General features: G+C 47.7%; 22 protein-coding genes. 11 read left to right on the top strand and 11 right to left on the bottom strand.

The features are described 5' to 3' along the window. Both RIC07_RS22290 and RIC07_RS22285 read right to left on the bottom strand, forming a co-directional pair. The coding region (locus RIC07_RS22290; RefSeq protein WP_446396436.1) for a tetratricopeptide repeat protein at positions 1–3,321 on the bottom strand (3,321 nt) is incomplete at its 3' end. Positions 3,322–3,467: 146 nt separating this feature from the next. Further along, complete coding sequence (locus tag RIC07_RS22285; protein WP_446396435.1) at positions 3,468–4,574, bottom strand: hypothetical protein; 1,107 nt, start codon at positions 4,572–4,574, stop codon at positions 3,468–3,470. 421 nt (positions 4,575–4,995) lie between these two features. On the opposite strand from RIC07_RS22285, the gene RIC07_RS22280 reads away from it, so the two are divergent. The 3 genes from RIC07_RS22280 to RIC07_RS22270 all read left to right on the top strand — a co-directional run bounded on the left by RIC07_RS22280 (position 4,996) and on the right by RIC07_RS22270 (position 6,096). Next, on the top strand, positions 4,996–5,274 hold the full coding sequence (locus tag RIC07_RS22280) for a 2TM domain-containing protein (protein ID WP_446383537.1): 279 nt from the start codon (positions 4,996–4,998) through the stop codon (positions 5,272–5,274). A gap of 35 nt (positions 5,275–5,309) precedes the next feature. Continuing rightward, entirely contained in the window at positions 5,310–5,618 is a 309-nt protein-coding gene (locus RIC07_RS22275; protein ID WP_446396434.1) for a DUF3181 family protein, read from the top strand. Positions 5,619–5,853: 235 nt separating this feature from the next. Further along, the gene (locus RIC07_RS22270) at positions 5,854–6,096 is read left to right on the top strand and encodes a hypothetical protein (RefSeq protein WP_446396433.1); all 243 of its coding nucleotides are present in this window, start codon (positions 5,854–5,856) and stop codon (positions 6,094–6,096) included. A gap of 87 nt (positions 6,097–6,183) precedes the next feature. Here RIC07_RS22270 and RIC07_RS22265 read toward each other — a convergent pair whose 3' ends face one another. Together RIC07_RS22265 and RIC07_RS22260 are read right to left on the bottom strand one after the other, a co-directional pair. After that, on the bottom strand, positions 6,184–6,627 hold the full coding sequence (locus RIC07_RS22265) for a hypothetical protein (protein WP_446396432.1): 444 nt from the start codon (positions 6,625–6,627) through the stop codon (positions 6,184–6,186). Between the two features lies 1 nt (position 6,628). Beyond that, the gene (locus RIC07_RS22260) at positions 6,629–6,829 is read right to left on the bottom strand and encodes a hypothetical protein (protein WP_446396431.1); all 201 of its coding nucleotides are present in this window, start codon (positions 6,827–6,829) and stop codon (positions 6,629–6,631) included. A 243-nt stretch (positions 6,830–7,072) separates the two neighbouring features. On the opposite strand from RIC07_RS22260, the gene acs reads away from it, so the two are divergent. Next, positions 7,073–9,043 (top strand): acetate--CoA ligase, encoded by a 1,971-nt coding sequence (gene acs, locus RIC07_RS22255; RefSeq protein WP_446396430.1) that lies wholly within the window; start codon positions 7,073–7,075, stop codon positions 9,041–9,043. 246 nt (positions 9,044–9,289) lie between these two features. Here acs and RIC07_RS22250 read toward each other — a convergent pair whose 3' ends face one another. Continuing rightward, positions 9,290–11,149, bottom strand: coding sequence for a protein kinase domain-containing protein (locus RIC07_RS22250; RefSeq protein WP_446396429.1), 1,860 nt, complete (start codon positions 11,147–11,149; stop codon positions 9,290–9,292). A gap of 192 nt (positions 11,150–11,341) precedes the next feature. Between RIC07_RS22250 and moaA the strand changes: the two genes are divergently transcribed. Next, positions 11,342–12,328, top strand: a complete 987-nt coding sequence (moaA, locus tag RIC07_RS22245; protein WP_446396428.1) for a GTP 3',8-cyclase MoaA — start codon at positions 11,342–11,344, stop codon at positions 12,326–12,328. A gap of 41 nt (positions 12,329–12,369) precedes the next feature. Here moaA and rpsD read toward each other — a convergent pair whose 3' ends face one another. Beyond that, entirely contained in the window at positions 12,370–12,978 is a 609-nt protein-coding gene (gene rpsD / locus RIC07_RS22240) for a 30S ribosomal protein S4 (protein ID WP_006105298.1), read from the bottom strand. 81 nt (positions 12,979–13,059) lie between these two features. On the opposite strand from rpsD, the gene RIC07_RS22235 reads away from it, so the two are divergent. From RIC07_RS22235 to RIC07_RS22225, 3 genes are all read left to right on the top strand, one after another. Beyond that, entirely contained in the window at positions 13,060–14,541 is a 1,482-nt protein-coding gene (locus tag RIC07_RS22235; RefSeq protein WP_446396427.1) for an aminotransferase class I/II-fold pyridoxal phosphate-dependent enzyme, read from the top strand. 18 nt (positions 14,542–14,559) lie between these two features. Further along, entirely contained in the window at positions 14,560–15,165 is a 606-nt protein-coding gene (cbiT, locus tag RIC07_RS22230; protein WP_446396426.1) for a precorrin-6Y C5,15-methyltransferase subunit CbiT, read from the top strand. Between the two features lie 527 nt (positions 15,166–15,692). Continuing rightward, complete coding sequence (locus RIC07_RS22225) at positions 15,693–16,598, top strand: phosphatidate cytidylyltransferase (protein ID WP_446396425.1); 906 nt, start codon at positions 15,693–15,695, stop codon at positions 16,596–16,598. A 348-nt stretch (positions 16,599–16,946) separates the two neighbouring features. Here RIC07_RS22225 and RIC07_RS22220 read toward each other — a convergent pair whose 3' ends face one another. The 4 genes from RIC07_RS22220 to RIC07_RS22205 all read right to left on the bottom strand — a co-directional run bounded on the left by RIC07_RS22220 (position 16,947) and on the right by RIC07_RS22205 (position 22,386). Further along, positions 16,947–17,555 (bottom strand): hypothetical protein, encoded by a 609-nt coding sequence (locus RIC07_RS22220; protein ID WP_044210473.1) that lies wholly within the window; start codon positions 17,553–17,555, stop codon positions 16,947–16,949. A gap of 195 nt (positions 17,556–17,750) precedes the next feature. Continuing rightward, positions 17,751–19,382, bottom strand: a complete 1,632-nt coding sequence (locus tag RIC07_RS22215; protein ID WP_446396424.1) for a CHAT domain-containing protein — start codon at positions 19,380–19,382, stop codon at positions 17,751–17,753. Between the two features lie 194 nt (positions 19,383–19,576). Continuing rightward, complete coding sequence (locus RIC07_RS22210) at positions 19,577–21,961, bottom strand: PP2C family serine/threonine-protein phosphatase (protein ID WP_446396423.1); 2,385 nt, start codon at positions 21,959–21,961, stop codon at positions 19,577–19,579. A 146-nt stretch (positions 21,962–22,107) separates the two neighbouring features. Next, on the bottom strand, positions 22,108–22,386 hold the full coding sequence (locus RIC07_RS22205; RefSeq protein WP_446396422.1) for a DUF6737 family protein: 279 nt from the start codon (positions 22,384–22,386) through the stop codon (positions 22,108–22,110). A gap of 117 nt (positions 22,387–22,503) precedes the next feature. Between RIC07_RS22205 and RIC07_RS22200 the strand changes: the two genes are divergently transcribed. Both RIC07_RS22200 and RIC07_RS22195 read left to right on the top strand, forming a co-directional pair. Further along, on the top strand, positions 22,504–22,764 hold the full coding sequence (locus RIC07_RS22200; RefSeq protein WP_044210515.1) for a hypothetical protein: 261 nt from the start codon (positions 22,504–22,506) through the stop codon (positions 22,762–22,764). 57 nt (positions 22,765–22,821) lie between these two features. After that, the gene (locus RIC07_RS22195) at positions 22,822–23,094 is read left to right on the top strand and encodes a hypothetical protein (protein WP_446383565.1); all 273 of its coding nucleotides are present in this window, start codon (positions 22,822–22,824) and stop codon (positions 23,092–23,094) included. Between the two features lie 8 nt (positions 23,095–23,102). Here RIC07_RS22195 and ndhM read toward each other — a convergent pair whose 3' ends face one another. Then, positions 23,103–23,444 (bottom strand): NAD(P)H-quinone oxidoreductase subunit M, encoded by a 342-nt coding sequence (gene ndhM / locus RIC07_RS22190; protein ID WP_446383567.1) that lies wholly within the window; start codon positions 23,442–23,444, stop codon positions 23,103–23,105. A 242-nt stretch (positions 23,445–23,686) separates the two neighbouring features. Here ndhM and RIC07_RS22185 point away from each other — a divergent pair, with 242 nt between their 5' ends. After that, positions 23,687–24,556, top strand: a complete 870-nt coding sequence (locus RIC07_RS22185) for a hypothetical protein (RefSeq protein ID WP_446396421.1) — start codon at positions 23,687–23,689, stop codon at positions 24,554–24,556. The last annotated feature ends 185 nt before the right edge of the window (positions 24,557–24,741 follow it).

The following is a 24,741-nucleotide window of genomic DNA, read 5'->3' as shown; positions in this document are numbered from 1 at the left end:
AGTGCGATCGCCCACAGCTTGGGATAACGGTAAAGCTTGTTGATAGTACTCTAATGCCCGTTGTTTCTCTCCTAAGTCAGAATAGACAAGACCAATATTATTCAGGGTTCCTGCTTCCCCGGTGCGATCGCCCACAGCCCGGGTTAAGGGTAAAGCCTGTTGGTAGTACTCTAATGCCTGTTGTTTTTCTCCTAAGTCAGAATAGACAAGACCAATATTATTCAGGGTTCTTGCTTCCCCAGTGCGATCACCCACAGCCCGGGTTAAGGGTAAAGCCTGTTGGTAGTACTCTAATGCCTGTTGTTTTTCTCCTAAGGCATCATAGACATGACCAATATTATTTTGGGTGGCTGCTTCTGTGGCGCGATCGCCCACAGTCCGGGTTAAGGGTAAAGCCTGTTGGTAGTAATCTAATGCCTGTTGTTTTTCTCCTAAGGCATTATAGACATGACCAATATTAGAGAGGGTTATCGCTTCTGTGGTGCGATCGCCCACAGCCTGGGCTAAAGATAAAGCCTGTTGGTAGTACTCTAATGCCTGTTGTTTTTCGCCTAAGGCATCATAGACAGCACCAATATTATTCAGGGTTGTTGCTTCTCCGGCGCGATCGCCTACAGTCCGTCTTAAGGGTAAAGCGTGTTGGTATTTCTCTAATGCCTGTTGTCTTTCTCCTAAGGGATCATTGACATGACCAATATTATTCAGGATTCCTGCTTCCCCGGTGCGATCGCCCACAGCCTGGGATAAAGATAAAGCCTGTTGGTAGTACTCTAATGACTGTTGTTTTTCTCCTAAATTATTATAGACACGACCAATATTATTCAGTATTCCTGCTATTGTAGCCCGATCGCCCACAGCCTGGACTAAAGGTAAAGCCTGTTGGTAGTACTCTAATGCTTGTTGTTTCTCTCCTAAGGCATCATAGACAGCACCAATATTATTCAGGGTGGCTGCTTCTCCGGCGCGATCGCCCACAGCTCGTCTTAAGGGTAAAGCCCGTTGGTAGTACTCTAATGCTTGTTGTTTTTCTCCTAAGGCATCATAGACAGCACCAATATTATTCAGGGTTACTGCTTCTTGGGTGCGATCACCCACAGACCGGGTTAAGGGTAAAGCCTGTTGGTAGTACTCTAATGCTTGTTGTTTCTCTCCTAAGTCATCATAGACACTACCAATATTATTCAGGGTTACTGCTTCTTGGGTGCGATCGCCTACAGTCTGGGCTAATAGTAAAGCCTGTTGGTAGTAATCTAATGACTTTTGTTTCTCTCCTAAATCCGAATAGACACTACCAATATTATTCAATGTTCTTGCTTCTTGGGTGCGATCGCCCACAGCCTGGGATAAAGGTAAAGCCTGTTGGTAGTAATTTAATGATTTTTGTTTCTCTCCTAAATCAGCATAGACACTACCAATATTATTCAGGGTTATTGCTTCTCCGGCGCGATCTTCCAATTGTCGATACAGAGGTAATGTTTGATTATAGTAAAAGAGCGCTTTTTGTTTGAATCCTAATAACTCATGAGTTCTACCCAGTGCCAGATTCATCAAAGCCTCGTTTGATTGCTCCCCTACCTCACGCCACAAAGGAAGTGCTGTTTCCAATTTTTCGATCGCTTGTTGTAGGGATTCAGCTGTCCCTTGTTGAAACAGTTGCATTCCCTGATTAGACAGTCTTTCTGCTTCAGCACGTTTGTCGGTTTGGGCGATCGTTGTCTGTTCTGTCTCTATTCCAGCGCTTACGGCACTAACCTTGTTAAGGATAGTCGATTCAAGGTCACGATTCCCTACAGCTTGGGCTAAAGATAAAGCCTGTTGCAAGTATTCTAATGCCTGTTGTTTCTCTCCTAAATCAGCATAGACATGACCAATATTATTCAGGGTTGCTGCTTCCCCGGCGCGATTGCCCACAGCCTGAAGTAAAGATAAAGCCTGTTGATAGTACTCCAATGCCTGTTGTTTTGCTCCTAAGGCATAATAGACACCACCAATACTACTCAGGATTCTTGCTTCTTGGGTGCGATCGCCCACAGCTTGGGATAAAGGTAAAGCCTGTTGGAAGTACTCCAATGCCCGTTGTTTTTCTCCTAAAGCATCATAGATATGACCAATACTACTCAGGATTGTTGCTTCCCCGGCGCGATCGCCCACAGCCTGGGATAAGGGTAAAGCCTGTTGGAAGTACTCCAATGCCCGTTGTTTTTCTCCTAAGTCACCATAGACACCACCAATATTATGCAGGGTTGTTGCTTCCCCGGCGCGATCACCCACAGCCTGAAGTAAGGGTAAAGCCTGTTGATAGTATTCCAATGCCTGTTGTTGTTCTCCTAAGGCGGAATAGACCAGACCAATATTATGCAGGATTGTTGCTTCTCCGACACGATCGCCCACAGCCTGGGATAAGGGTAAAGCCTGTTGATAGTACTCCAATGCCTGTTGTTTTTCTCCTAAGGCATTATAGACACTACCAATATTATTCAGTATTCCTGCTTCCTCGGTGCGATTGCCCACAGACTGGACTAAAGGTAAAGCCTGTTGGTAGTACTCTAATGCCTGTTGTTTTTCTCCTAAGGTGTCATAGACATGACCAATATTATTCAGGGTTGCTGCTTCCAATGCGCGATCACCTACCACCTGCCTTAAGGATAAAGCCTGTTGCAAGTACTCTAATGCCTTTCCCTTTTCTCCTAATGTGTCATAGGCACGACCAATATTATTCAGGGTTGCTACTTCCAAGGCGCGATCGCCCACAATCCGTGCTAAGGATAAAGCCTGTTGCAAGTACTCTAATGCCTTTTCTTTTTCTCCTAAGGTGTCATAAACATGACCAATATTCAGCAGGGTTGCTGCTTCTTCGGCGCGATATTCTAATTTTCGATAAAGTGGTAATGCTTGATTAAAGTAAAAGAGGGCTTTTTGTTTGAATCCTAATAAATCATGAGTTCTACCCAGTACCAGATTAATCAAAGCCTCTTGTGATTGATCCCCCACCTCACGCCACAAAGGAAGCGCTGTTTCCCATTTTTCGATCGCTTGTTGCAGGGATTCGGCTGTCCCTTGTTGAAACAGTTGCATTCCCTGATTAGACAGTCTTTCTGCTTCAGCGCGTTTGTCAGTTTGCCCAATCATTGTCGGCGCTATCTCCCCAGTGCGTTTTGTTAAGGATAATACCTGTTCTTGTCCAACAGCAACTATAAAAACGCTGCTGAATATAGTAATTACAGCATGGCAGGAATAAACCAACCATTGTTGAGTGGTTAAGGTTGGGTTAAAAAAACAGGTTTGACGTTTGTCTATTGGCTGTTGCGGTTGGTAATGCATCCGTTTACCCTCAGTGTTTAGGTCAAATTTGGGGAATTTTACCCCCTTACCACCCTCTATGTCTGACGAGGTTAAGGTTATGCAATGTAGAGACGTAGCATGCTACGTCTCTACGTCCCCATTTTCACCTATCCAGGGATTTATCTCTACCCAGCAAACCGTTCTAATAATTCCTCACGAGAAAGCGTCAGTAGCAAAGGAGTCAACTGTTGATGAGGTAACTGTAACATGGCTGCGATTTTGTCGGCTAATTCTGCATCAACCTCACCAAACCTTACTCTCAGCAGGTTCTCCACCTTTTCTCGCCCCCCTTCGCCTAATCTCAAATCTTGCCCAGAACCCTCGCCAAACCACAGTAATAACTCCTGCTTAGAAAGGCTAAACAGTAGACGAGTTAACACCTCTGGCGGTAACTGTAACATCGGTGCGATGATCGCTTCTAATTCGGCATTAATCTCACCAAACCGCACTCGGAGGAAGTTTTCCACCATGAGTCGCTGTCCTTCTTGTCTGCCTTCCAGCCTACCTTCTTGTCTGCCTTCTAAGACAGCCTCTTCCCGCCATTTAAAATACGCTGGTGATAAGTTCATAATTAACTCCCTATCTGCATTACTTAACCTTTCACTCCTGCCCACATTAATGCGCCAGTTGGCTAGTATTTCTAGGATATTGCGCCGTTGTGGGTTCTCTTGGGGTAACCCGATTAACTCATCAATTGCCTGTTGCTGCGTTCTCCTTTTTCCTAATACTCTTAACCAAAGTGTATCTTGATTTACGGGTAATTGGTTAATTGCGACTAATGCTGTTCTTTGAAACTCCGGTAAGAAGTAAACGCCTTCTCCCCAATTCTCCGACTGATTCAGCTTGGCACAAAACCCGTCAAGTAACCGTTGAGAACAAGAGGGGGACAGTATCCATAAACGGGGTGACTCATCTTCTGATAGAGAACGTCTCTCCCGTCGCGCCTTGCGTAAGAGTTCAGCTTCCACAGAATACAATTTCAACATGCAACTTCGCACTTCTACTGGCGTAGGTGCATTGCGAAACGGTTCAAATAAACAAGTGGTTGCTGCCATTTTACCCAGTAATCCTAAAGTCTCGAATTCTGGAGAAGGTGAAGGCGCAGGTACAAACCAAACATCAATCTGGCGAACTTCGCTGGGTACATCGCGGCTGGTTTCTACTGTACCCAGAGGTGCTAATAATTCTTCCAGATACTGCTTGGCAAATTGGTCGTGGGGTTGTCGTGTCATTGGTTAGGGAACAAGCAATGGAACCCTAGGGAAATTCTTACTCCTATTTCGGCAGAAGACTCTGTAATTTAAATCTAGTACCGCTAGGTGTTTCCCTATTCACACCAGCTTATCGGCACAAGGGAACCCAAAGAAATTCAAATTAATAAACCCCAACCCACAACTCATGAGTTGTTTTTATTGCCCCTAAAACTACTCTGATCACTCCTCACCCGAACAAATGACAGTCAAGGCATCAACGCTTGAGGCGGTAAGCGTAAAATCGGTGCGATCGCGCTAGTTAACAACGTTTCCAGTCAGGCTTGCATCCCGCATTCCACCCTTGTTGCCATCCCTTGAGACCGGAATACTCGAAAATTGCCTTATCAAAAAAATACTAAATAGTATAACCTATTCTCATACGTCTATCTTACGAACTGCTATGCCTCCTCGTTGGTCCCGCAAACCTGATCGTCGCGATGCTGCGTATCGACGCCTAGATGACCGAATGAACTTTGCTGTCCATGTCGCTGTGTTTGCGGCGTGTAATTCGGGTCTATGGTTTGTCCGTACTATCCAGTATGCTAATTGGACTTGGACGTATTGGGTCACGGGTATCTGGGGATTAATCTTAGTTGGACACGCCGTCTATATCTTTGCGATCGCGGATTATACTCCTTTACCGGGTCAAGATAATTCGCCTAACTCTGCTCAAGGATAAACTGAGAATGTCCAGTTCGTCCTACTCAATTTATTATGGCTAACCCGAATACCAGCGAAGCGATCGAAACCTTGGCGGCTGAAATTGGTGAGAATATATACATCGATGTTGCCAAATGGCATCTTTACTTACAGGATGCCCATTTACACACCCCGTTAGCGGAACGAGTCTATCCTCTACTGACAGAGGATAACCTCTCGGAAGACCAAGTGGTACAAATCTTGCAAAGTATTCCGGTTAAACTGGGGGGTGGCAAACGGGAAGTTCCCCTCGTGGATTTACTACCGATGCAGTGTCAGGTTAATCTGCTGGATTTACTCGAAGAGTTTCAACGCAAAATGTAACTAGCAAAACAATTGATCGCTCAATACGAGGTGTCATTAGTTCCGCAATGAGAACTAATGACCATTTTTTTATCAAAATTATACCTGAAAAAGATACTCAATGACCATCTGGTGTATCCTTTTAACCGTTAGCGATCGCCTATCTCACTGTCACACTCTGTCTTGTTCCCTATTGGTGTGTTGACTCAGAACACCCCACTGCGACTGACTCAGCTAAGAGTTGCCACTGTCCACTATGGATCAGCATTGGATTAAATTAAGTTATGAGCGCGATACGTATCTGATTGATCTCAATCGTATCAGCACCTTTGTTTGGGCGAAGAACGGTCGGTTGATATTTTGGTTACCGGATGGTAAGGTGCGACTTATTATCCATCCTAAAACCAATCCAGACGCTTATCAAGAAATTTTAGACTATGTGAAAAAGACAGTTGGTCAACCTATTGGTTGTCAGTTATCCGCTAAAAGTGAAACTTGAGTATTATTGAGGGTTGCTGAATAAGTATTGTGGTGAGGATAGGGAACAGGGAACAGGGAAATGCTAACCCGACTTAGGATTGATTGGTCAGGTAAGAAACTGTTTAATCGTTCTGGCTAAATGTTGCTGTAGTCTACAATCTGTAGAAGGAATTGGCGTCAAATAGAATAGTTCCTCAGAGAAAAGCACCAACTTGAGCCGATATAATTTAAGCCCAAATAGGTTAAGCTGTTCAACTTGTACCTCAGTCACCTGGTCAATTGGACGGCGGATAACCTGGGTTCCTAACCAACCTTTTTGCTGAAATATGACCCAATTACCCTGTTTGTCAAATTGGCACGTCTTCACTGGACTGCCGAACATCATCCCATTCGCTAAGATAATACAAACCAATCCGAACCAATCAATCGATGAATTAGAAGACAGAAAAATCAGCAATCCGATCGCGGCGGTTAACCCACTCAATATCCAAACCCCAATCGGGCGTTCTTTCAGCGTCAGTAATGTCACCCTTTGTTGAACGACTTTCATGTCACGTTTTTAGTTGAGATGGGGAACTCATGGGAACAGGGAACAGGGAACAGGGAACAGGGAACAGGGAACAGGGAACAGGGAACAGGGAACAGGGAACAGGGAACAGGGAACAGGGAACAGGGAAGAAAAAGCCTGCCCTAAACCTAGCCAAAGCATCAATCGTAGGGGCGGGTTTAGGAACTAACGCTAGCTGAATCACCAATAACGGCTAAACAAAACCCGCCCTTATTCATGCTCAACTATATTAAGTTATGTAAATAGACCTCAAACCCTTACAAATGACGAATGACGAATGACGAATGACGAATGACGAATGACGAATGACGAATGATGCTGCCCCTATCGAGGAGTCGGTAAGCTTTACAAAATGTCAAAATTGCTCATTCAGGCGAATCTGCCTTCAAAATGGTTTGAGTACAGCAACAGATTACAACTACAAACAATGCCTGAATCGACTATAGAATCAGTTCTGCAAGAAAAACGCCTATTCCAACCTCCGGCTGAATTTTCCCAGACTGCCCACATTCAGAGTCTGGAGGACTATCAGCGCCTCTATGACAAGGCAAAAGCTGACCCGTTAAAATTTTGGGCTGAGTTAGCCGACCAAGAGTTGCACTGGTTCCAGAAATGGGATACCGTCCTCGATTGGCAACCTCCCTTTGCCAAATGGTTTGTCGGCGGCAAGACGAATATTGCCTATAATTGCCTAGACCGACACCTAACCACCTGGCGACGGAATAAAGCTGCTTTGATTTGGGAAGGAGAACCAGGGGATTCCCGCACCCTCACCTATGCCCAACTGCACCGGGAAGTCTGCCAGTTTGCCAATGTCCTCAAGCAATTAGGCGTGAAAAAAGGCGATCGCGTGGGGATTTATATGCCCATGATTCCAGAAGCCGCGATCGCGATGCTAGCTTGCGCCAGGATTGGTGCGCCGCATACCGTGGTATTTGGCGGGTTTAGTTCCGAAGCCTTAAAAGACCGATTAGTAGACGCCCAAGCGAAAGTAGTCGTCACCGCCGATGGCGGCTGGCGTAAAGATAAGATTGTTCCCCTGAAACCCGAAGTCGATAAAGCCCTCGCCAATAACGGCGCCCCCACAGTAGAAAACGTTCTCGTGGTTCAACGTACCCAGCAGAAAATCCAGATGGAACCGGGGCGCGATCATTGGTGGCATGATTTACAAGCCGGGGTGTCGGGGAATTGTCCCGCTGAACCCATGGATAGTGAGGATATGCTATTCATTCTCTACACCTCTGGCACAACCGGGAAACCCAAAGGTGTTGTCCATACTACCGCTGGCTATAACCTCTACACCCATACCACCCTGAAATGGACGTTTGATCTCAAAGACACCGATGTCTACTGGTGTACCGCTGATGTGGGTTGGATTACGGGTCACAGTTACATTGTTTATGGTCCGCTGTCTAATGGTGCCACCACCATCATGTATGAAGGCGCACCTCGTCCCTCGAATCCAGGCTGTTTGTGGGATATGGTGGAAAAATATGGCGTCACTATTTTCTATACCGCACCCACGGCAATTCGGGCATTAATTAAGATGGGCGAACACCATCCCAAAGCCCGCGATTTATCCTCGTTACGAATTTTGGGAACCGTCGGTGAACCAATTAATCCCGAAGCCTGGATGTGGTATCACCGGATTATTGGCGGACAACGGTGTCCGATTGTGGATACTTGGTGGCAAACCGAAACCGGGGGATTTATGATTACGCCCTTACCCGGTGCCGTTCCCACCAAACCCGGTTCAGCTACATTACCGTTTCCAGGGATTCTGGCAGATATTGTCGATTTAGAAGGCAATCCCGTTCCGGCAAATCAGGGAGGATATCTGGTGATTAAGCACCCGTGGCCCGGAATGATGCGAACGGTTTATGGTGATCCAGATCGCTTCCGCCGCACCTATTGGGAACATATTGCGCCCAAAGACGGGCAGTATCTCTACTTTGCTGGGGATGGTGCGCGTCGAGATGAAGATGGCTATTTCTGGGTGATGGGGCGCGTGGATGATGTGATTAATACTTCTGGACATCGCCTCGGCACTATGGAAATTGAATCAGCGTTAGTCTCCCATCCCGCCGTAGCAGAAGCGGCTGTGGTTGGACAACCGGATGAGGTGAAAGGGGAAAATGTTTTTGCCTTTGTCATGTTGGAGAATGACTACAGTCCAACGGCGGAATTGGCAAACGAACTCAAGGCACATGTGGTTAACGAAATTGGTGCCATCGCCCGTCCCGGTGAGATTCGCTTTACAGAGGGAATGCCCAAAACGCGATCGGGTAAGATTATGCGGCGTTTGTTGCGGAATTTAGCAGCCGGTCAGGATGTGGCTGGAGATACGTCTACATTGGAAGATCGCAGCGTATTGGATAAATTAAGAGGCGGCGCTTAAAACGTTGCTGGATTCAGAATCAGAGGTTGACCCTTCGGCTTCGCTCAGGGTCAACACCAAATTTCGACAGGCTCATACCGAGTTGCGCTCAAACATAGCAGGGAAAGATTTTATCATTGAATCGGGCGCACGCCATGCGCCCCTACGGTTTCGGGGCGTAATTCTAATTCTTCAAATAAGGTGTGCCACGCCACTATAACTCAATTCTTACACCTGAAAAGAGCAATTGGAAATCGCGGGAATCAATCAACAGGCTTCTTCGGTTTCCGGTTCACAAACTGGTACTGAATTGTCTCCAGTGGGTTCTTTTGTTTCAGGTTTAGGGTTTTGGGGATTTGACTGCTCAGATGACGGCGGGGTTTCCTGATTCGTATCCCCTTGATTTTTACGTTGGGTGGCTTTGCGAACCAAGTCATTCAACTTTTCTCGCCAATAGCGCTGTTCCGGAAAATCGCTGTCTGCGGCATAAATGATCACATCAACATAGCGACCTTCATTGTAGGCTTGCTGAATCTTATCGAATTTGGTTTTTGCTTCTGACCATTCCTTTTGCCAGGTCTCGATTTTCTTTTGAGCATCCTCAAAGGCTGGACTACTGGGGAGAACCGATTGAGCCGCCGCGATCGCTTTATCTAAGTTACCCTGTTGATACTCTTCTGCCGCTTCTGTCAAGACCTCTGCCCCATTATCTTGGGGCTGATCAGGGGATTTTTTCGGCGTTGGGGTTGGGGTTGGTTCTGGGCTAGGACTGGGTTTTGACTCAACTGGGGTGGGACTGGGTTGGGTTTCTACTGGGGTAGGGCTAGCAGGTTGTTCCGCAATGGTATCAACAGCACAATCAAGATACTGGTCAAAAACCCACCCTTGTCGCGGTGAACGAATTTCTACCCAATTCCCTTGCTTGGTTCCCGTTAAGGTTAACTTGGTGCCTTTATTAACTGTGCCAACAATCGTGGCGTTGGGATTCGATCGCACGTTCAAGCCTTGAGCCGTTACCGTACAAGTTCCTCGTGCCATTCCACCGGACATCCCCTGACGAATGCCATACGCCATCCCTGCGGCTGCCATAGCCACGGCTAAACCCACACCAATGATTAATGGGGCGCGATTCGGTTCAGATGCAGGTTCGGGTTCCGGGGGCGGAGGAGGAGTCGGAGGAGTCGGAGGAGTAGGTCTTCGAGGGGGTGCGGCTGGGGAAACTGCCAGGGTGCCCTGTTGGGAGAGGGGAGTCGATTGTGGTGTGGGTTGAGACGGCGGAACCGATTGACCGTGAGTAGAAGAGGCGGCTGTGAGCGATCGCACGGCTTGTAACGCTTCTGTGGCTGACTGGTAGCGGTCTTTGAAATGATAGCGTACCATCCGGGTCAAAATATGTTTTAGCCCTGGACTCACAGGGGCAAGATCTTGCCAGATCAGTTCGCCCGTATTTAAATCTTCCTGTAATTCAGCAGGCATACGACCTGTAATGGCTTGGATAGCGATAATTCCTAAAGCGTAAATATCGCTGGTGGGACGCGGTTGACCCAAAGCCTGTTCACTGGACATATAACCCGGAGTTCCCACAGCAACGGTATTGCTCATCTGCCCTTGAGGACTCGCCAGTTGAGTCCGGATTTGCTTCACCGCCCCAAAGTCTAATAAGACTAACTTTTTATCTAAATTACGTCGAATCAGGTTATCCGGCTTAATATCCCGGTGAATGACACCGTGGTGGTGAACAAAGTCTAAAACCTCTAAGAGTTCTTGTAGCAGGGCAACAACTCGTGTCTGATCCCACGGTTGACCCGGTATCAACTCTTGGCTTAGGGGATGCCCTTCAATATACTCCTGAACCAGATAAAATTCTTGGTCTTCTTCAAAGTAGGCAAGCAGGCGTGGGATCTGGTCGTGATTGCCCAGTACCTCTAGGGTTTCCGCTTCGCTATTGAATAGGCGTCGGGCGGTTTCTAAGAAATTGGGGTCACGATTCGCGGGCTGAAGGTGTTTGACCACACAAATCGGGTTACCGGGACGCCGGGTATCTTGTGCCAGGTAGGTGCGACCAAATCCTCCTGCACCGAGGACTTGGTTGACTTGGTAACGACCATCCAGTAGCTTGCCTAACATAAGTAGTGATGCGCCTCAACGTTCACATGTTAATAGTTACATACACTGACGGGACATGTGTGCCAGGATTGTGCCAATTTAGTTTTTGCTCTGATCGATGCATTCCATACATAATCCTTACTCTCCGATGAGTTAAAGATTCTTATCATGAAACAGTAGCCGCCTAGATATGGGGGATAGCCGCGAATTAATATGAACACTGTCGATTATCTCCGGATTAGCCTAATTGACCGTTGCAACTTCCGCTGTCACTACTGTATGCCGGAAGGGTCAGAACTTGACTATATCCTGCAACAGGAACTCCTCACCCATGAGGAACTGCTGACGCTATTAAAAGAAGTTTTTATCCCAGTCGGGTTTAAAAAGTTTCGCCTGACAGGTGGAGAACCGCTACTGCGTCCAGGGGTAGTGGACTTGGTGAGAGAAATTGCCGCCCTGGATCAAACCGAAGATTTAGCCATGACGACGAATGCCTTTTTACTCGCAGGCATGGCACAAGACTTGTATGATGCGGGATTACGGCGGATTAATATTAGCTTAGATTCCCTCAATCCTGACACTTTTGACACCATTATCGGGAATCGGGGACGATCGCGCTGGCAACAAACCTGGAACGGAATTCAAGCCGCACATCGGGTGGGGTTTGATCCCCTGAAACTGAATATCGTCGTGATTCCTGGGGTGAATGATGCAGAAGTTCTGGATTTAGCCGCCCTTACCCTTGATCGCCATTGGCACATTCGCTTTATTGAGTTTATGCCCATTGGCAACCCTGAATTATTTAGCGATCGCGCCTGGATTCCCTCAGAGGAACTCCGCCAACAAATCCGCGATCGCTGGGGCTTAGTTGAGTCGAATGTGCGCGGGAATGGACCGGCTGATGTCTTCCAGATTCCCGATGCTTTAGGGACTCTCGGCTTTATCAGTCAAATGTCCGAATGTTTTTGCGATCGCTGTAACCGGATGCGCCTCTCTGCCGATGGCTGGTTACGTCCCTGTTTACTCAATGAAACAGGTCAGATTGACTTAAAAAGCGCTCTCCGTAGCGGTGTTGATCTCGCCCAATTGAGAGCGCGAGTGCAGCAGTTACTCGCGATTAAACCAGACATCAACTTTAAACAGCGAGAATCTGGTACTGATGGTTACTACACTCGCACCATGTCACAAATTGGTGGATAGTCATTCGTCCTTTGACTAATGACCAATGACTAATGACCAATCTACGCTTTCCGTGAATAGAACTCAACTACCAGCAGTTCGTTAATTTGCAGGGCAACCCACTCACGCTCAATCATGCCATTGACCTTACCCGTGAATGTTTTCTTGTCAAACTCTAAATGGCTCGGTAGATTTGCCAGTCCGGGGTATTCCAGATTTTTTTCCACCAAACGCCGAGAGCGTTCATTATCTTTAACCATGATCACATCACCGGGACGGCATTGATAGCTAGCGATATTCACTTCCCTACCATTGACCATCACATGACCATGATTCACAAGTTGACGCGCACCCGGGATAGTACCTGCCATGCCTAACCGAAATACGGTGTTATCCAGTCGCATTTCTAGCAGTTCTAGCAAGGCTTGACCCGTGGAACCCGTTGCTCGACGAGCTTTGCGAACATAGCGAAGCAATTGCTTTTCGGTGACTCCGTAGTTGTAGCGGAGTTTCTGTTTTTCTTCCAGTCGAATCGCATATTCTGACCGCTTCCGGCGAGCTTGACCATGTTGACCGGGTGGATATGAACGACGGGGGGATTTGCGAGTTAAACCGGGCAGATCGCCTAGACGACGGACAACCCGCAGGCGCGGACCTCGATATCGCGACATAGAACTTCCTTGTGTACCTAACTAATTTTTTACCCAAATACTTTATAGTACAACTGACGAATGACAAATGACAAATGACAAATGACCAATGACGAAGGACAAAGGACTATCCCCATACTCGATGCTTTACAAGCCTGTGCTGGAGTCCCCCACGCACCGTTCTACGCCCCAGGTCACAAGCGGGGAAAGGGTATATCTGACAGACTGGCGAATCTATTGGGAAAATCAGTCTTTGAGCATGATCTTCCCGAATTGCCCGATTTTGATAACTTATTTGCCCCTTCAGGAGGGATTAAAGAGGCGCAAGCGTTAGCAGCGAAGGCGTTTGGTGCCGATAAAACGTGGTTTCTGGTGAATGGCTCAACCTGTGGCGTAATCGCGTCAATTTTAGCCACTTGCGGTACGGGAGATAAGCTGATTTTACCTCGGAATAGTCATCAATCCGCGATCGCAGGTTTGGTTCTTTCGGGTGCGAGTCCGATTTTTATTACCCCAGAGTCCGATCCCTCTGGTGATTTGGCACACAGTATTACGCCAGAGGCTGTTAGCCAAGCGCTCAAGGAACATCCGGATGCTAAGGCGGTGATGCTACTTTATCCGACCTATCATGGCGTGTGCGGCGATATCCACGCGATCGCCCAACGGGTACATGATTACAATATTCCTTTGCTGGTTGATGAGGCACACGGGGCGCACCTTCCATTTCACCCAGATTTGCCGCCAAGTGCAATGTCAGCCGGGGCTGATTTAACCATACAGTCCACCCATAAGGTTTTGACGGCGATGACCCAAGCCTCAATGCTGCACATTAAAGGTCATCGCCTTGATCCAGAACGATTGAGTCAAGCGTTACAGCTTGTCCAGTCTACCAGTCCCAGCGCCCTCCTCTTAGCCTCTCTAGACGCCGCACGACAACAAATGATGTTGGATGGGGAAAGGTTGATTAGCCGCACTCTAAGACTGGCTGAGGCGGCGAGGGAACAAATTCAGCAAATTCCGGGATTATCGGTGTTAGATGCCACAAATACTCCGGGCTGTTTTACCCTAGATCCGACCCGGTTGACGGTGAGAGTTATGGAGTTAGGGTTGAGTGGGTTTGAAGCCGATGAAATTTTTTGTGATCAGTTGGGTGTAATTGCTGAGTTGCCGACATTCCAACATCTGACGTTTATCCTGAGTTTAGGGAACACGGCGGCAGATATTCAGCTATTAGTCCAAGCCTTTACCGACTTACAACAGCGCTATTCTCGTCCTGATACTTCCTTTAGACAAAATTTATCCCAACTGGGAATGACATCAGGGTTAATCCTGGAACCATCAATGTCTCCTCGCGATGCCTTTTTTGCCCCGAAAGAACGGTTAACTCTAGACCAAAGCATTGGTCACATTAGTGCTGAATGGATTTGTCCCTATCCTCCGGGGATTCCGGTTTTAATTCCAGGATGTGCGATCGCGTCAACTACAGTGGATTATCTGCGACAGGTTCAGCACTTGGGCGGCTATATTACTGGGTGTAGCGATCCTCGCTTAGAACGTGTAAACGTTGTCAAAAGTAAGGACTAATGACCAAGGACGAACAGAATGTCTTCTCCCCTGTGGAACTATACCACTCCTGGTATTCCCGATGATTTATTCGAGCGCTTGCCTGGTATTCCGCTGAGTAAGCGAGAAGTACGGTTACTGATTATTTCCGCATTGCGCCTAGAATCCCATTCCTTGCTCTGGGATATCGGTGCAGGAACAGGTACGATTGCCGTAGAAACCGGATTACTTTCTCCTCACGGTAAAATTGTGGCGGTAGAACGGGATGAAGAGGTGGCAAACCTGATTCAACGCAACTGCGATCGCTTCGGCATTGAGAATGTTGACGTTATCGAAGGATCTGCACCTGAATGTCTCCAAGATCTACCAGGAAAACCCCATAGAGCCTGTATTGAGGGAGGACGCCCGATTAAAGACATTCTTAAGGCAGTCTGGCATTACTTAGAACCCCAAGGTCGGATTGTTGCCACAGCTAGTAATTTAGAGAGTCTTTATACCCTATCCGAAGGATTGGCTGAGTTACAAGCCCGTAATATCGAAGTTGTGCAATCCTCAATCAATCGCTTGGAAACCCGAGGGACTCATCAAATCTTTGCGGCTGTTAATCCTATGTTTATCCTCAGTGGGGAGAAGCTGGATTCTTGACATCCTCACCGCCCTACAAGGACGGTGATTCCCTACCAGTTAGTAGAGGTTTGGTAACCAAACATTGGTGTCAACTTAAGCCACAACCAAAGCCAATTAGGGTTTCGAGCCTTCGACACAAACTGATCGTGAAGCTTGCTCCCTAAGCTATTACAGGAGAAAAAGCAATCGGCAAGAGCATTCTCTTGCTCCTCCTGCTCCCCCAGCTTCCCCTGCTCCCCCTGCTCCCCCAGCTTCCCCTGCTCCCCCTGCTCCCCCTGCTTCCCCAGCTTCCCCAGCTCCCCCAGCTCCCCCAGCTTCCCCTGCTCCCCCAGCTTCCCCTGCTTCCCCAGCTTCCCCTGCTCCCCCAGCTCCCCCAGCTTCCCCTGCTTCCCCTGCTTTTAGCGCTTAAGTTGACACCCATGTAACCAAACCCCTACTACCCGCCCTCAAATTGACTAACGGCGAATGCTGCCCGATTGTTAATCTTAATGTAATAGTTTTATTCAGACAGTTAATTTCGACTGTCTTGTGTCAAATAAAGTTCTATGCCCTGGTCTCGGATTTTTAGTGGAATTGTAGCGATTACCCTAGCGATGGGGATGATTGTGGCTGGAGGATGGTATTTTACCCTCGGTCTCTGTGTCATCGTCTATTTGGGTCAACTGGAATATTTTCAACTGGTTCAGGCAAAAGGAATTGCGCCTGCGGCTAAAACCACGTTAGTTGTGAGTCAACTTTTATTGGTGACAGCCGCCCTTAACTCTAGTCTTACAGATGCTGCCTTTCCCATTGCCGGAACCCTGATTTGTTTTTACCTGCTCTTTCAACCCAAGATGGCGACGATTGCGGATATTGCCGCTTCGATTTTGGGATTACTCTATGGCGGTTATCTGCCTAGCTACTGGATACGATTGCGGGTTGGTTTAGATGGAGGGGTTTCATTACCCTTGAATGCTACAGCGAGCATCCAGAGTTTCTCATTCAATGACTCTTGGCTTCACCCTTGGACTAATCTCACGGTTCTATCTCAAGGCTTAACCGTAACTCTACTCGCGTTTGCCTGTATTTGGGCAGCCGATATTGGTGCGTATAGTTTTGGCAAGTTTTTTGGTCGCACTCCCTTATCGAATATTAGTCCTAAAAAGACAGTAGAAGGGGCAATTTTTGGAATTTGTGGTAGTGGGGTAGTTGCTATGCTTGGGGCTTGGTATCTGCAATGGTCAAACTGGCAACTCAGTGGATTCGCGTTTGGTACCTTAATTGGAGTGGCTAGCCTTTTGGGAGACTTAACCGAATCAATGATGAAACGAGACGCTGGGGTCAAAGATTCAGGACAATTAATTCCCGGTCATGGCGGTATTTTAGACCGCACAGACAGCTACGTTTTTACTGCTCCATTAGTTTACTATTTCATTACACTTTTGCTGCCTCTTTTACCACCTTTTAGTTAGGGGTTGCTGAATAAGTGTTGTGGTGAGGGTAGGCAACAGGGAACAGGGAATAGGCAACAGGGAACACCTCGGACTTCGGCGTGAGCGCGGACCCCTGAGCCTGTCGAAGTTCAGTCGAACGCTTACCTCGACTTCGCTCGGTAACACGCTCGGTGTGTAACAGGGAATAGCTTCCTCCCAGTAATTGGACTCTTGGGCGGGTTTTGTTGATAAGTTATCATCTGACGAGCTTACCTAAGTATAGTAATCGCCATAGCGCTTAGGACGCATCTTATGGTAGAGACGTTGCATGCAACGTCTCTACAACTTTTACCCGCCCTGATACCATAAAATGAATTAATTCGGCAATTAATTGTCCTCAGAAGCTTCCTCAAGTTGGGTGAGAGTATAATGGGCAATAGCCAAACTTAAGCGCACCTGCTCAATGGGTGATAATTCAGACCATTCCACTGAGCCAATAGCGCCAAAGTCTTGATTACCTCGCATGGCGTAAGCCCACGGACGTGCAAAAACGAATAAATCATCTTCCGTCCAGTTGGGTAATAAGGGTCTAACGCATAAAACCAGCTGATCGGCAAGTGATATATCCATGGATAATGCTTGTTGAGCTTGATTGGCGATCGCGTCCAACCAAGACGACGGCACCCCAGAAAATCGTTCAGCCAATGACCGCTTTAGCGAGGCGGAACCGGAAGAATCTGAGGGCGTTAGCGATGTCCAGCACTGGTGCAAGCGATTGAATAGGGTTTGTGATCCCGATGTAATTTCTGCCTCGGTTTGACAAGCATCTAGAGAAAATCCCGCTTCCAGATCTGCCAAATAGTCTTGGGCTTCAGGTTCAGCGGGATTCCAGGGATAACAATCGTCCTCAGTTTGCCAGAGTGCCTCTAGGAGTTCTCCTTGGGCTTGACTCAAAGCATCCTGATAATTTTGGTATGGTTTATGTTGACTGGTCATAATACCCCTTATGTGATCGTTGGTGGTGATGAAAATTGATAGGAATAGCTACATCAGCACTCTCGAAGGTTCCGTAATCGTTCCGAAAATAAAGGTTAGTGCCAAATAATTGGCAGAACTTCTAGAACCGTTGAATTGAGCCGTGTGCCTCTCGACTCGAATCTCTCTGAGTCTAAGATTTGTTAAGTTTTTGGCTTAAAGGTTTTCAATAATAAACTCCAGGGTTTGACTCTGAGTACTGCCAAATTTTAACTGACTACCCGACTCCAATAGCACTTCCTGATGGTGGATTTTCTGCCACCCATCTGCTCGTAAAATATGAGTGCCGTTGCGAGAAAAATCACGCAGGAAGTAAGTCGGGATTTGTCCGGGATGAGTGAAGGTATCGCGACAGATAATTTCTGCATGTTTATAGCTCACCCACATTTCCTCATCCAAAACCAAATCATTCTCCTGCCCGCGTCCCACCCGCATCAGTGCACCGCGAATTCGCCAAACTTTACCCATCGAGTTTAAGGAGCGTAAGCAAGCGGTGGGCGTTTGTACGCCATTCCAGTTGCTGGGCATAGGGGGAAGCTCAGTAATCCCTTCTTCTAAGAAAGCAATTAACTGTCCTTGAAACTCCGGATGCATATACAGCACAGGTAATGTCCAAGCGGGTTGGTTGAACTTATAAAGCGTGAGTAATTGTTGTCTGGCAACAGCCACAGCTTGGTCAATCGGCATCCGCGTCGCTAGGGCTTGGGCAAGACTTTGGATAAAACTCAAGGCTTCGTGATCCGCGATCGAGTCACGCATACCCAAAACAGCGGGGACACCATGTTGAATTAACACTTCAGCTAAACTACTCCGGGGGATGGTTTGACCTTCCACCTGATCCGGTTGAGCGCCCCAACAGGTATTGAATACCGCCAAGGTTACCTGATTCCGAACTAAGACTTGAGCGAGTTCCGTACCGTTAATTGGTGCATCTGGACTTAGAAATAATAAACCCCCATCTGGAGCAGGTTCACCATGACCCGCATAGAAAAGGATATTGTAACCTCCTGTGTCTAAAGCGGCAATTAAGTCAGCGGGTGTTGGCTGTAGCAGCTTTTCCACAAAACAGGGAACGGATGTGGGGTTAAACTTTTGACAAGATTGAAAAACATTTTCTAGAACCGCTGCCTCTTGTTCAAGCTGTAAGCGAGCCGCTGACTGATCACCCCCGGAACGGTGGACATCTTGTCCAAAGACGAGCAGGATATTCAGGGCTTGATCATGGCGGATCAGCGGCTTGAGAGAGTCAACATTACTCGTCGTGCGGCTAAACAGCAGTTGAGTAGACAGAGAAATCGCGGGTTTGCCTGCCATTTCTTGCATAATTTCCCAGGGAAGGGGAATCAAGTCAGGATGTCGAATTTCCAAGCGCACGCGCAGGGATTTATTTTGTCCCCGGGCAATGCCCCGACTTTCCGCCAACGTTGTTTGAATGGAACCCGCAAACAGCCAATTCCACAAGTCTATGCCCAACTGCTGCATCAGCCGTCCCCCGTAGCTAGTCGTCTGGGGTGTAGCGTTTTCGCTTTGGGGTGATAGGGTTGGTGTTGGTGTAGGCGTAGGCGTCAAGGGATGAGGCAGGGGTAATAAGGGGGGCAAATTACCCGTAGAAAACATTTGTTGCCAAGCCAACCAAGTCTGAGTCAGAGTGGGAGACCAAATCGAGTCATGATGAACATAACCCCCAGGATAAGGAGCTTCAATGACCCACACGGCAAAGTTATCTGCCCCAGCCGTAGACAGACGTGCGATCGCTAAACTGAGGCAAGGGGTTTCGATATCAGACATTCAACGCCCAGATGTAGAGCAACATTATCAGTTTGTGATAAGTGACAGACCAAATCACAATCAAACTAAGACAGCGCCGGAAACTCGGAACCGTTTGGGGATTAGCCAAGTTGAGAACCTTATACAATATGGTACTATTCCGGTCTCATCGTGGCTACGTCCGTGAATGTAGAGAGGTTTCTACTCGTACTCAGTTAAGGAGAACTTGGGGAAGGCGTTGACGCTTCAGATTGAGGCGTCGTTGCACATACACCCTTTTGTTTCAATGTTGCCTTAACATTTAAGTCAACATTTGAGCGAATATTGACAACTTCTATCCAACCCCTCTCTCCTGGCTGCACCTGAGGATAAATGTTGCTGCGCCGTTTGGCGTCCGCTAGGGTAGGGGAGGCTGGGGTAGAGTCGGCAGACTGTTTAATAGCGGTCTGTATCGATTGCGTCTCGGCGTTTTCCGTCCCCGTCGAACACACTCTCAATTTCAGCCAATCCTCTTCCCCAGAATCGGACGATTGCCGAATCACTTGCAAGACACTCCCTCTGGGAATTAACCGAATGGGTGAGAGATTTTCCTCCGGAGGATTTAACCGAAGTAGCAACGGAACATCTTGTCCTTGGGAATTCGTAATCGTTGAGCGAGTCACCCGCATCAGCGCCAAGTTCTCCAAGGACGAAACCGTTTCCGGCGTTGGCGTTGGACTAGCGGTTGGAGATGGCGTCCCCGACACGGATACTGGGGCATCAGAATTAGAACTCTGGCTCACAAATCCTTGAAGCCAACGCCGAGGCAATAATAGGTAAGCCAGTCCTGCACCCACAACCAAAAGTACCACAATTGCCACCATAAGTCCCCAAGGACGCCGTTTGGGTCGGGTCAAGGGTTGGGTTTTCATTTGGGACGGGACAATGGTGGTTGTCGTTGGGGTTTCCGATGGTGTTTCCGTTGTCGGTAAAGGCAACGATTCCGGCTGAGGCGGCGCAAGTTCTGTTGGTGCTGTGTCCGCTGATGCCGTTACCTGACAGTAGACCAGCGCCAACGTAACATTATCATGACCATTTTGGCGATTCGCTATTTCGATGAGATGGTCAACGGCGGTTGGCACATCACGCTGTCTGTCCAGAATCGGCAGAATTTCAGTTTGCCAGTATTGTTCCACTCGGTCATGGTCACTGAGACCATCGGAACAGAGGAGAAACACACTATCTTCGTCCAGGATAAATCGCTGGGTTGTGGGATGTAATGTGGTAGACGATGCCATGCCCAACGCCTGGATTAATGAGCCAGAGGTCGGCTGTTGCACAGCATACCGATAAAAGGTGTAACCCAATCGCACTTCACGGGAGGCGAGATCATCATCTTGGGTAATTTGATGACACCCTTGGCGCGTTACCCAGTAGACGCGACTGTCCCCGACATGGGTGATGTATATTTCATGGGCGCTGGTTTGAGCCATGACCAGGGTTGTACCCATCCGCTGTCGCTCAGAGCGATGTTCGCTATCATTTTGCTGGCTGATGGCGTCATTAGCGGCACAGGCGGCTTGTTCAAGTTGTAGAGTTAGCTGGGTTGGGTGCCAGTGGTCGCGATCAAAATGGAGGCGTTCCACTTGCTCTCGCAAAACATTGATGGCTAATTCCGAAGCCACTTCACCCCCTTCATGTCCGCCAATCCCATCACAGACGATCGCTAAGGCATTTTCATCGGTTGAGCGACTCCACAGTTGCCCGATGGGTGGGTAACAAGCATCTTCATTGTGGCGGCGAACTGGACCCGAATCCGTACCTGTAAAAATCTGATAATGACGCGATTGCCCTTGTCCGCAGTCTTTGATTCCCTGATCAAGCAGTCCCACCAGTTGTTCGGCGGTGCGAATTTTTCCTTGGGTTAATTGATCACAGAGTTGCCCGAAAAACTTTTTTATGACCGAGGAGGCGTCAGGTTGGAGTTGAGACCAGCACTGACCCAGTTGTTTGAGCGTTGGTGCGGCGGGTTCATCTCTCTGAAGTTCTAGTAGATGCAGGATAGAGGATTCTGGACGCAGCCAATCGAGATTGAGTAAACTTGTCGCTACTCCTTCACTGCTTAAGGGTTGCCACAGGTTAGCGATTTGCCACAACCAGTTGAGTTGGCGTATCGCTGTCGCCTCTTGCCAAACTGTTCTCAGGGGAGGAAAGAGTTCTCCTTGAGTCCCAGCCGTATCGGTTTCCAGAATCGGCGCATCTTCCAATAGCCAGATTTCTGAATCTTGGTGTCTTTCACCGCCTGTCAGTCGCCCATAGACTTGGGGAATATGTAAGCGATAGGGAGAGAGTCTCAAATAGGGCAACAACTCCTCCGGAATCTCTTGAGGGGTATCCGGTGGTGTTGCTGGTTTTGTATCCAGTACAATCCGTTCCTTGACCAACACATAGCGGTTGGCAATTAGCGATTCGGGCTGATAGGCTTCTATCCCCGATCCTAGCGCCCACAGATAACGCCGCTTCAAGGGCGTGCGACAGTTCTGACAAAACTTATTGACAGGGGGATTGGCAGCCTGACAGCGGTAGTTAGGGCAGTGAAGGGTTGCTGCAGGATTGTCCATGGAAACACTCTTGGCTACATCTAGCTAGTGGTAATTGGGCGGTTGAAGTCGCACTGCCGCGATCGCAATGCATATCCATTTCCATTATGGGATCATTTAAATAAGCCTACTGATTACAAATTCTAGCGTCTGATTTGAGAAGCCGTTCACTCATCGGAGGGATAAATGGTGGTAACCGACTCGGATTCTTGATCGGGTTGGCGATTCGTCAACTCAAGGTAACTATGCCGCAAGAGACGGGGCCACAGCCATAAAAAGTAAAACCACCAAACCAAAATGGGAGTAGCCACTATCAGGGTTATCCAGGGCGTTTTGGCTAGCATCCAACTCCCCGCGATGATTACAACTCCGGTCAGGAGAATCGACCAAGGCTGACACCACCACGGTTTATAATTCCAAGGATTCAAGGGATCTTTGACAGACAATAGTTGCCTCTAGGGGAAAAAATAACTTTATTTATAATACTTTTTTTGGACTTAGATATAGCGTGGGACTTATTGCCTCCCCAAACGCCCATCGTTTGTTAAACCGTACCAACAGATATGCCTAAGCCCGATTATGACACCTCCGATGATCACTCCTTTGAAGAGCTGAACTCCCCTGCGAGTGTTGAAATGAAACAGCTTATGGAGCAAATTGAGAACTCCCATGACCTATTGTACAAAATGATTAACTTAGAAATGTGGGCATTAGCCGAAACGATGGATGAGTTTATCCCAGGTTTTTGGAGTCGTTTTTTGGAAAATCGTCGTTTAACCCTCAAACAATTCCTGCAGAACAATTCTCACTCTAGAAAGAGGTAAATCACCCCATAGATTTTCTAGGATCAAACTAGACAGGCAAACTACAAGGAGCTTTTTATGAACAAGCCAGAACGCCCAGATACCCATGATACGCTCAATCCGGGTGATAAAGTCTCGCCAGAAGAGCAAACCCTGGAACAAAAATCTGAGAAAGTCGCGGTTGATGCTCCTGATATTACCGGTGATCACATCGAAGTCCCAACCTACTTCAACGTCAAAGACGAAAATGGGCAAGAAAAAGCCTTACACCATGTTGAGGACGCTGAAGAAATTTCTGATGTGATTCGCCAAGCACGCACCGATGAACAAGGCAATCGCACTTGGCGTTAGAGTTGGACTTAGGAGTCCTGAGACACGACCTGGGGCAATCCCATGCTATAGTTCATTACCCGACACTCCAGGTTGTAGCTAATTTCACCATTTTGCAGGAGCGATCGCATGTAATGCTCTAAATCCGAGCCGATGCGGCGAAGATTATACTCAGTCAAATCTTCACCGCTATAGGCTTCTACAAAATCATCAAACTTACGATAGATTTTTTGCAGGGCATCTTCACTCCAATTAAATTCATTATCGGGGTCAACGTCTAATGTTAAAACGTTGTCACTCTCAACTAATTCACTGTTTAGCACCTCGGCAGCGTAGATGCGAATGTGACGAGTTGTCGATTTAAGCAGCATGGAAACCCTCCTAGTCTGGGCTATATTTTCCTTTAATTGTAAAACTTTGTAAATACACTGCCCCAATTATTCCTTAAAGCCAGAATATTGGCGTAATATGCCCTAACCCCTACACCCCACACCCTATCTACCGATCAAGTAGCTTGTCATCGTTGAAGCAGGTGGGATTCTTGTGTCCTAGAGCGGCGGAAGGTAAATTATAACAGTCAGTCTTAGCGACATAATCCATAGCTTAACCCAATATGCACGATTCGATGGATGATATCGCCAAACAAGCTCACCAGGGCAGTGTGGCGGCGATAATTCAAATTCTGAATCAACAGTTAGCCGATGATCGCGTCAGAACCCGAGCGGTTTTTGCTGATGGCGTGTTGCACCTGTTGTGTGAAGCACCTGTCGCCGAACCTCTGGAGCGCTCTGTTCTCGTCAACCACATCCAAAAAATCCTGGAAGATATTGCGCCGCGTAACATTCGTCGGGTAAACCTTAACAGCCGTATCGTGCAGGAGCAACAATTGCTATGGTTAGAAGAAATCAGCCGTAATCCAGACCATCTTTTATGGTCTCAAGAAATCATACTGAGTAAGCCTAACCTGTTTCAGCAATGGATCAAGGCATTCAAATCTCCTAAAGTTGAACCAAAGAAGAAAACTCAGCTTCCCCAGGTATCCTCCCGCAAAGTTAAAGAAAACCCTCGTTTCCAGCGCCATTTTGTCAGTGGTATTAGCGTTCTTGTTCTCTTACTCTTAGTCGGTTGGTTCGTTTACGATCGCTTAATTCCCACGCTAAACGCCAGCACCACTCCTCAAGAACCAACTCCTCCCCCCACACCTGTCTCACCTTCAACAACAGCCCCCTCAACAACCGCGACACCTTCAGATCCCTTTACCGAAGCGGTTCGACTTGCCATTGAAGCTGATGCTGAGGGGAAAACGGCGAATACAGCCGCTCAGTGGTTAGATATAGCGGCGAGGTGGGAGAAAGCCTCAACTCTGATGAGTAGCGTTAACCCGGATCATCCCCGTTATGAAACCGCTAGAGATCGGGTTATTCTTTATCGCCAAAACAGTCAACTGGCTCAACAGCAGGCAAAACAGAGACAGTCTCAGTAGTGGTCATTTGTCATTTGTCATTTGTCCTTCGTTTATTGGTGTGATTGACATCCTCCCTCGCCGGAGACGAGGGATTCCTAAACCTCACGATTTAGGTTTCTGCTTCTTTCCCCTTCGACTAGCGAGAGAGGTTTTTCGCAACTGCCCTTTGGACTTATGCCCATCAGGTCTTATGTTCGCTCCAC

The sequence above is a fragment of the Coleofasciculus sp. E1-EBD-02 genome (assembly GCF_040218245.1).
Lineage (GTDB): Bacteria > Cyanobacteriota > Cyanobacteriia > Cyanobacteriales > Coleofasciculaceae > Coleofasciculus.
Note: the sequence above shows the minus strand (reverse complement) of the source record. Positions and strands in the feature narration are given on the sequence as shown.

Coding starts and splice junctions, on each gene's coding strand:
- RIC07_RS22285 (WP_446396435.1), bottom strand. CDS start 4,574: ATGACACGACAACCCCACGACCAATTTGCCAAGCAGTATCTGGAAGAA.
- RIC07_RS22280 (WP_446383537.1), top strand. CDS start 4,996: ATGCCTCCTCGTTGGTCCCGCAAACCTGATCGTCGCGATGCTGCGTAT.
- RIC07_RS22275 (WP_446396434.1), top strand. CDS start 5,310: ATGGCTAACCCGAATACCAGCGAAGCGATCGAAACCTTGGCGGCTGAA.
- RIC07_RS22270 (WP_446396433.1), top strand. CDS start 5,854: ATGGATCAGCATTGGATTAAATTAAGTTATGAGCGCGATACGTATCTG.
- RIC07_RS22265 (WP_446396432.1), bottom strand. CDS start 6,627: ATGAAAGTCGTTCAACAAAGGGTGACATTACTGACGCTGAAAGAACGC.
- acs (WP_446396430.1), top strand. CDS start 7,073: ATGCCTGAATCGACTATAGAATCAGTTCTGCAAGAAAAACGCCTATTC.
- RIC07_RS22250 (WP_446396429.1), bottom strand. CDS start 11,149: ATGTTAGGCAAGCTACTGGATGGTCGTTACCAAGTCAACCAAGTCCTC.
- moaA (WP_446396428.1), top strand. CDS start 11,342: ATGAACACTGTCGATTATCTCCGGATTAGCCTAATTGACCGTTGCAAC.
- rpsD (WP_006105298.1), bottom strand. CDS start 12,978: ATGTCGCGATATCGAGGTCCGCGCCTGCGGGTTGTCCGTCGTCTAGGC.
- RIC07_RS22235 (WP_446396427.1), top strand. CDS start 13,060: ATGACCAATGACGAAGGACAAAGGACTATCCCCATACTCGATGCTTTA.
- cbiT (WP_446396426.1), top strand. CDS start 14,560: ATGTCTTCTCCCCTGTGGAACTATACCACTCCTGGTATTCCCGATGAT.
- RIC07_RS22225 (WP_446396425.1), top strand. CDS start 15,693: ATGCCCTGGTCTCGGATTTTTAGTGGAATTGTAGCGATTACCCTAGCG.
- RIC07_RS22220 (WP_044210473.1), bottom strand. CDS start 17,555: ATGACCAGTCAACATAAACCATACCAAAATTATCAGGATGCTTTGAGT.
- RIC07_RS22215 (WP_446396424.1), bottom strand. CDS start 19,382: ATGTCTGATATCGAAACCCCTTGCCTCAGTTTAGCGATCGCACGTCTG.
- RIC07_RS22210 (WP_446396423.1), bottom strand. CDS start 21,961: ATGGACAATCCTGCAGCAACCCTTCACTGCCCTAACTACCGCTGTCAG.
- RIC07_RS22200 (WP_044210515.1), top strand. CDS start 22,504: ATGCCTAAGCCCGATTATGACACCTCCGATGATCACTCCTTTGAAGAG.
- RIC07_RS22195 (WP_446383565.1), top strand. CDS start 22,822: ATGAACAAGCCAGAACGCCCAGATACCCATGATACGCTCAATCCGGGT.
- ndhM (WP_446383567.1), bottom strand. CDS start 23,444: ATGCTGCTTAAATCGACAACTCGTCACATTCGCATCTACGCTGCCGAG.
- RIC07_RS22185 (WP_446396421.1), top strand. CDS start 23,687: ATGCACGATTCGATGGATGATATCGCCAAACAAGCTCACCAGGGCAGT.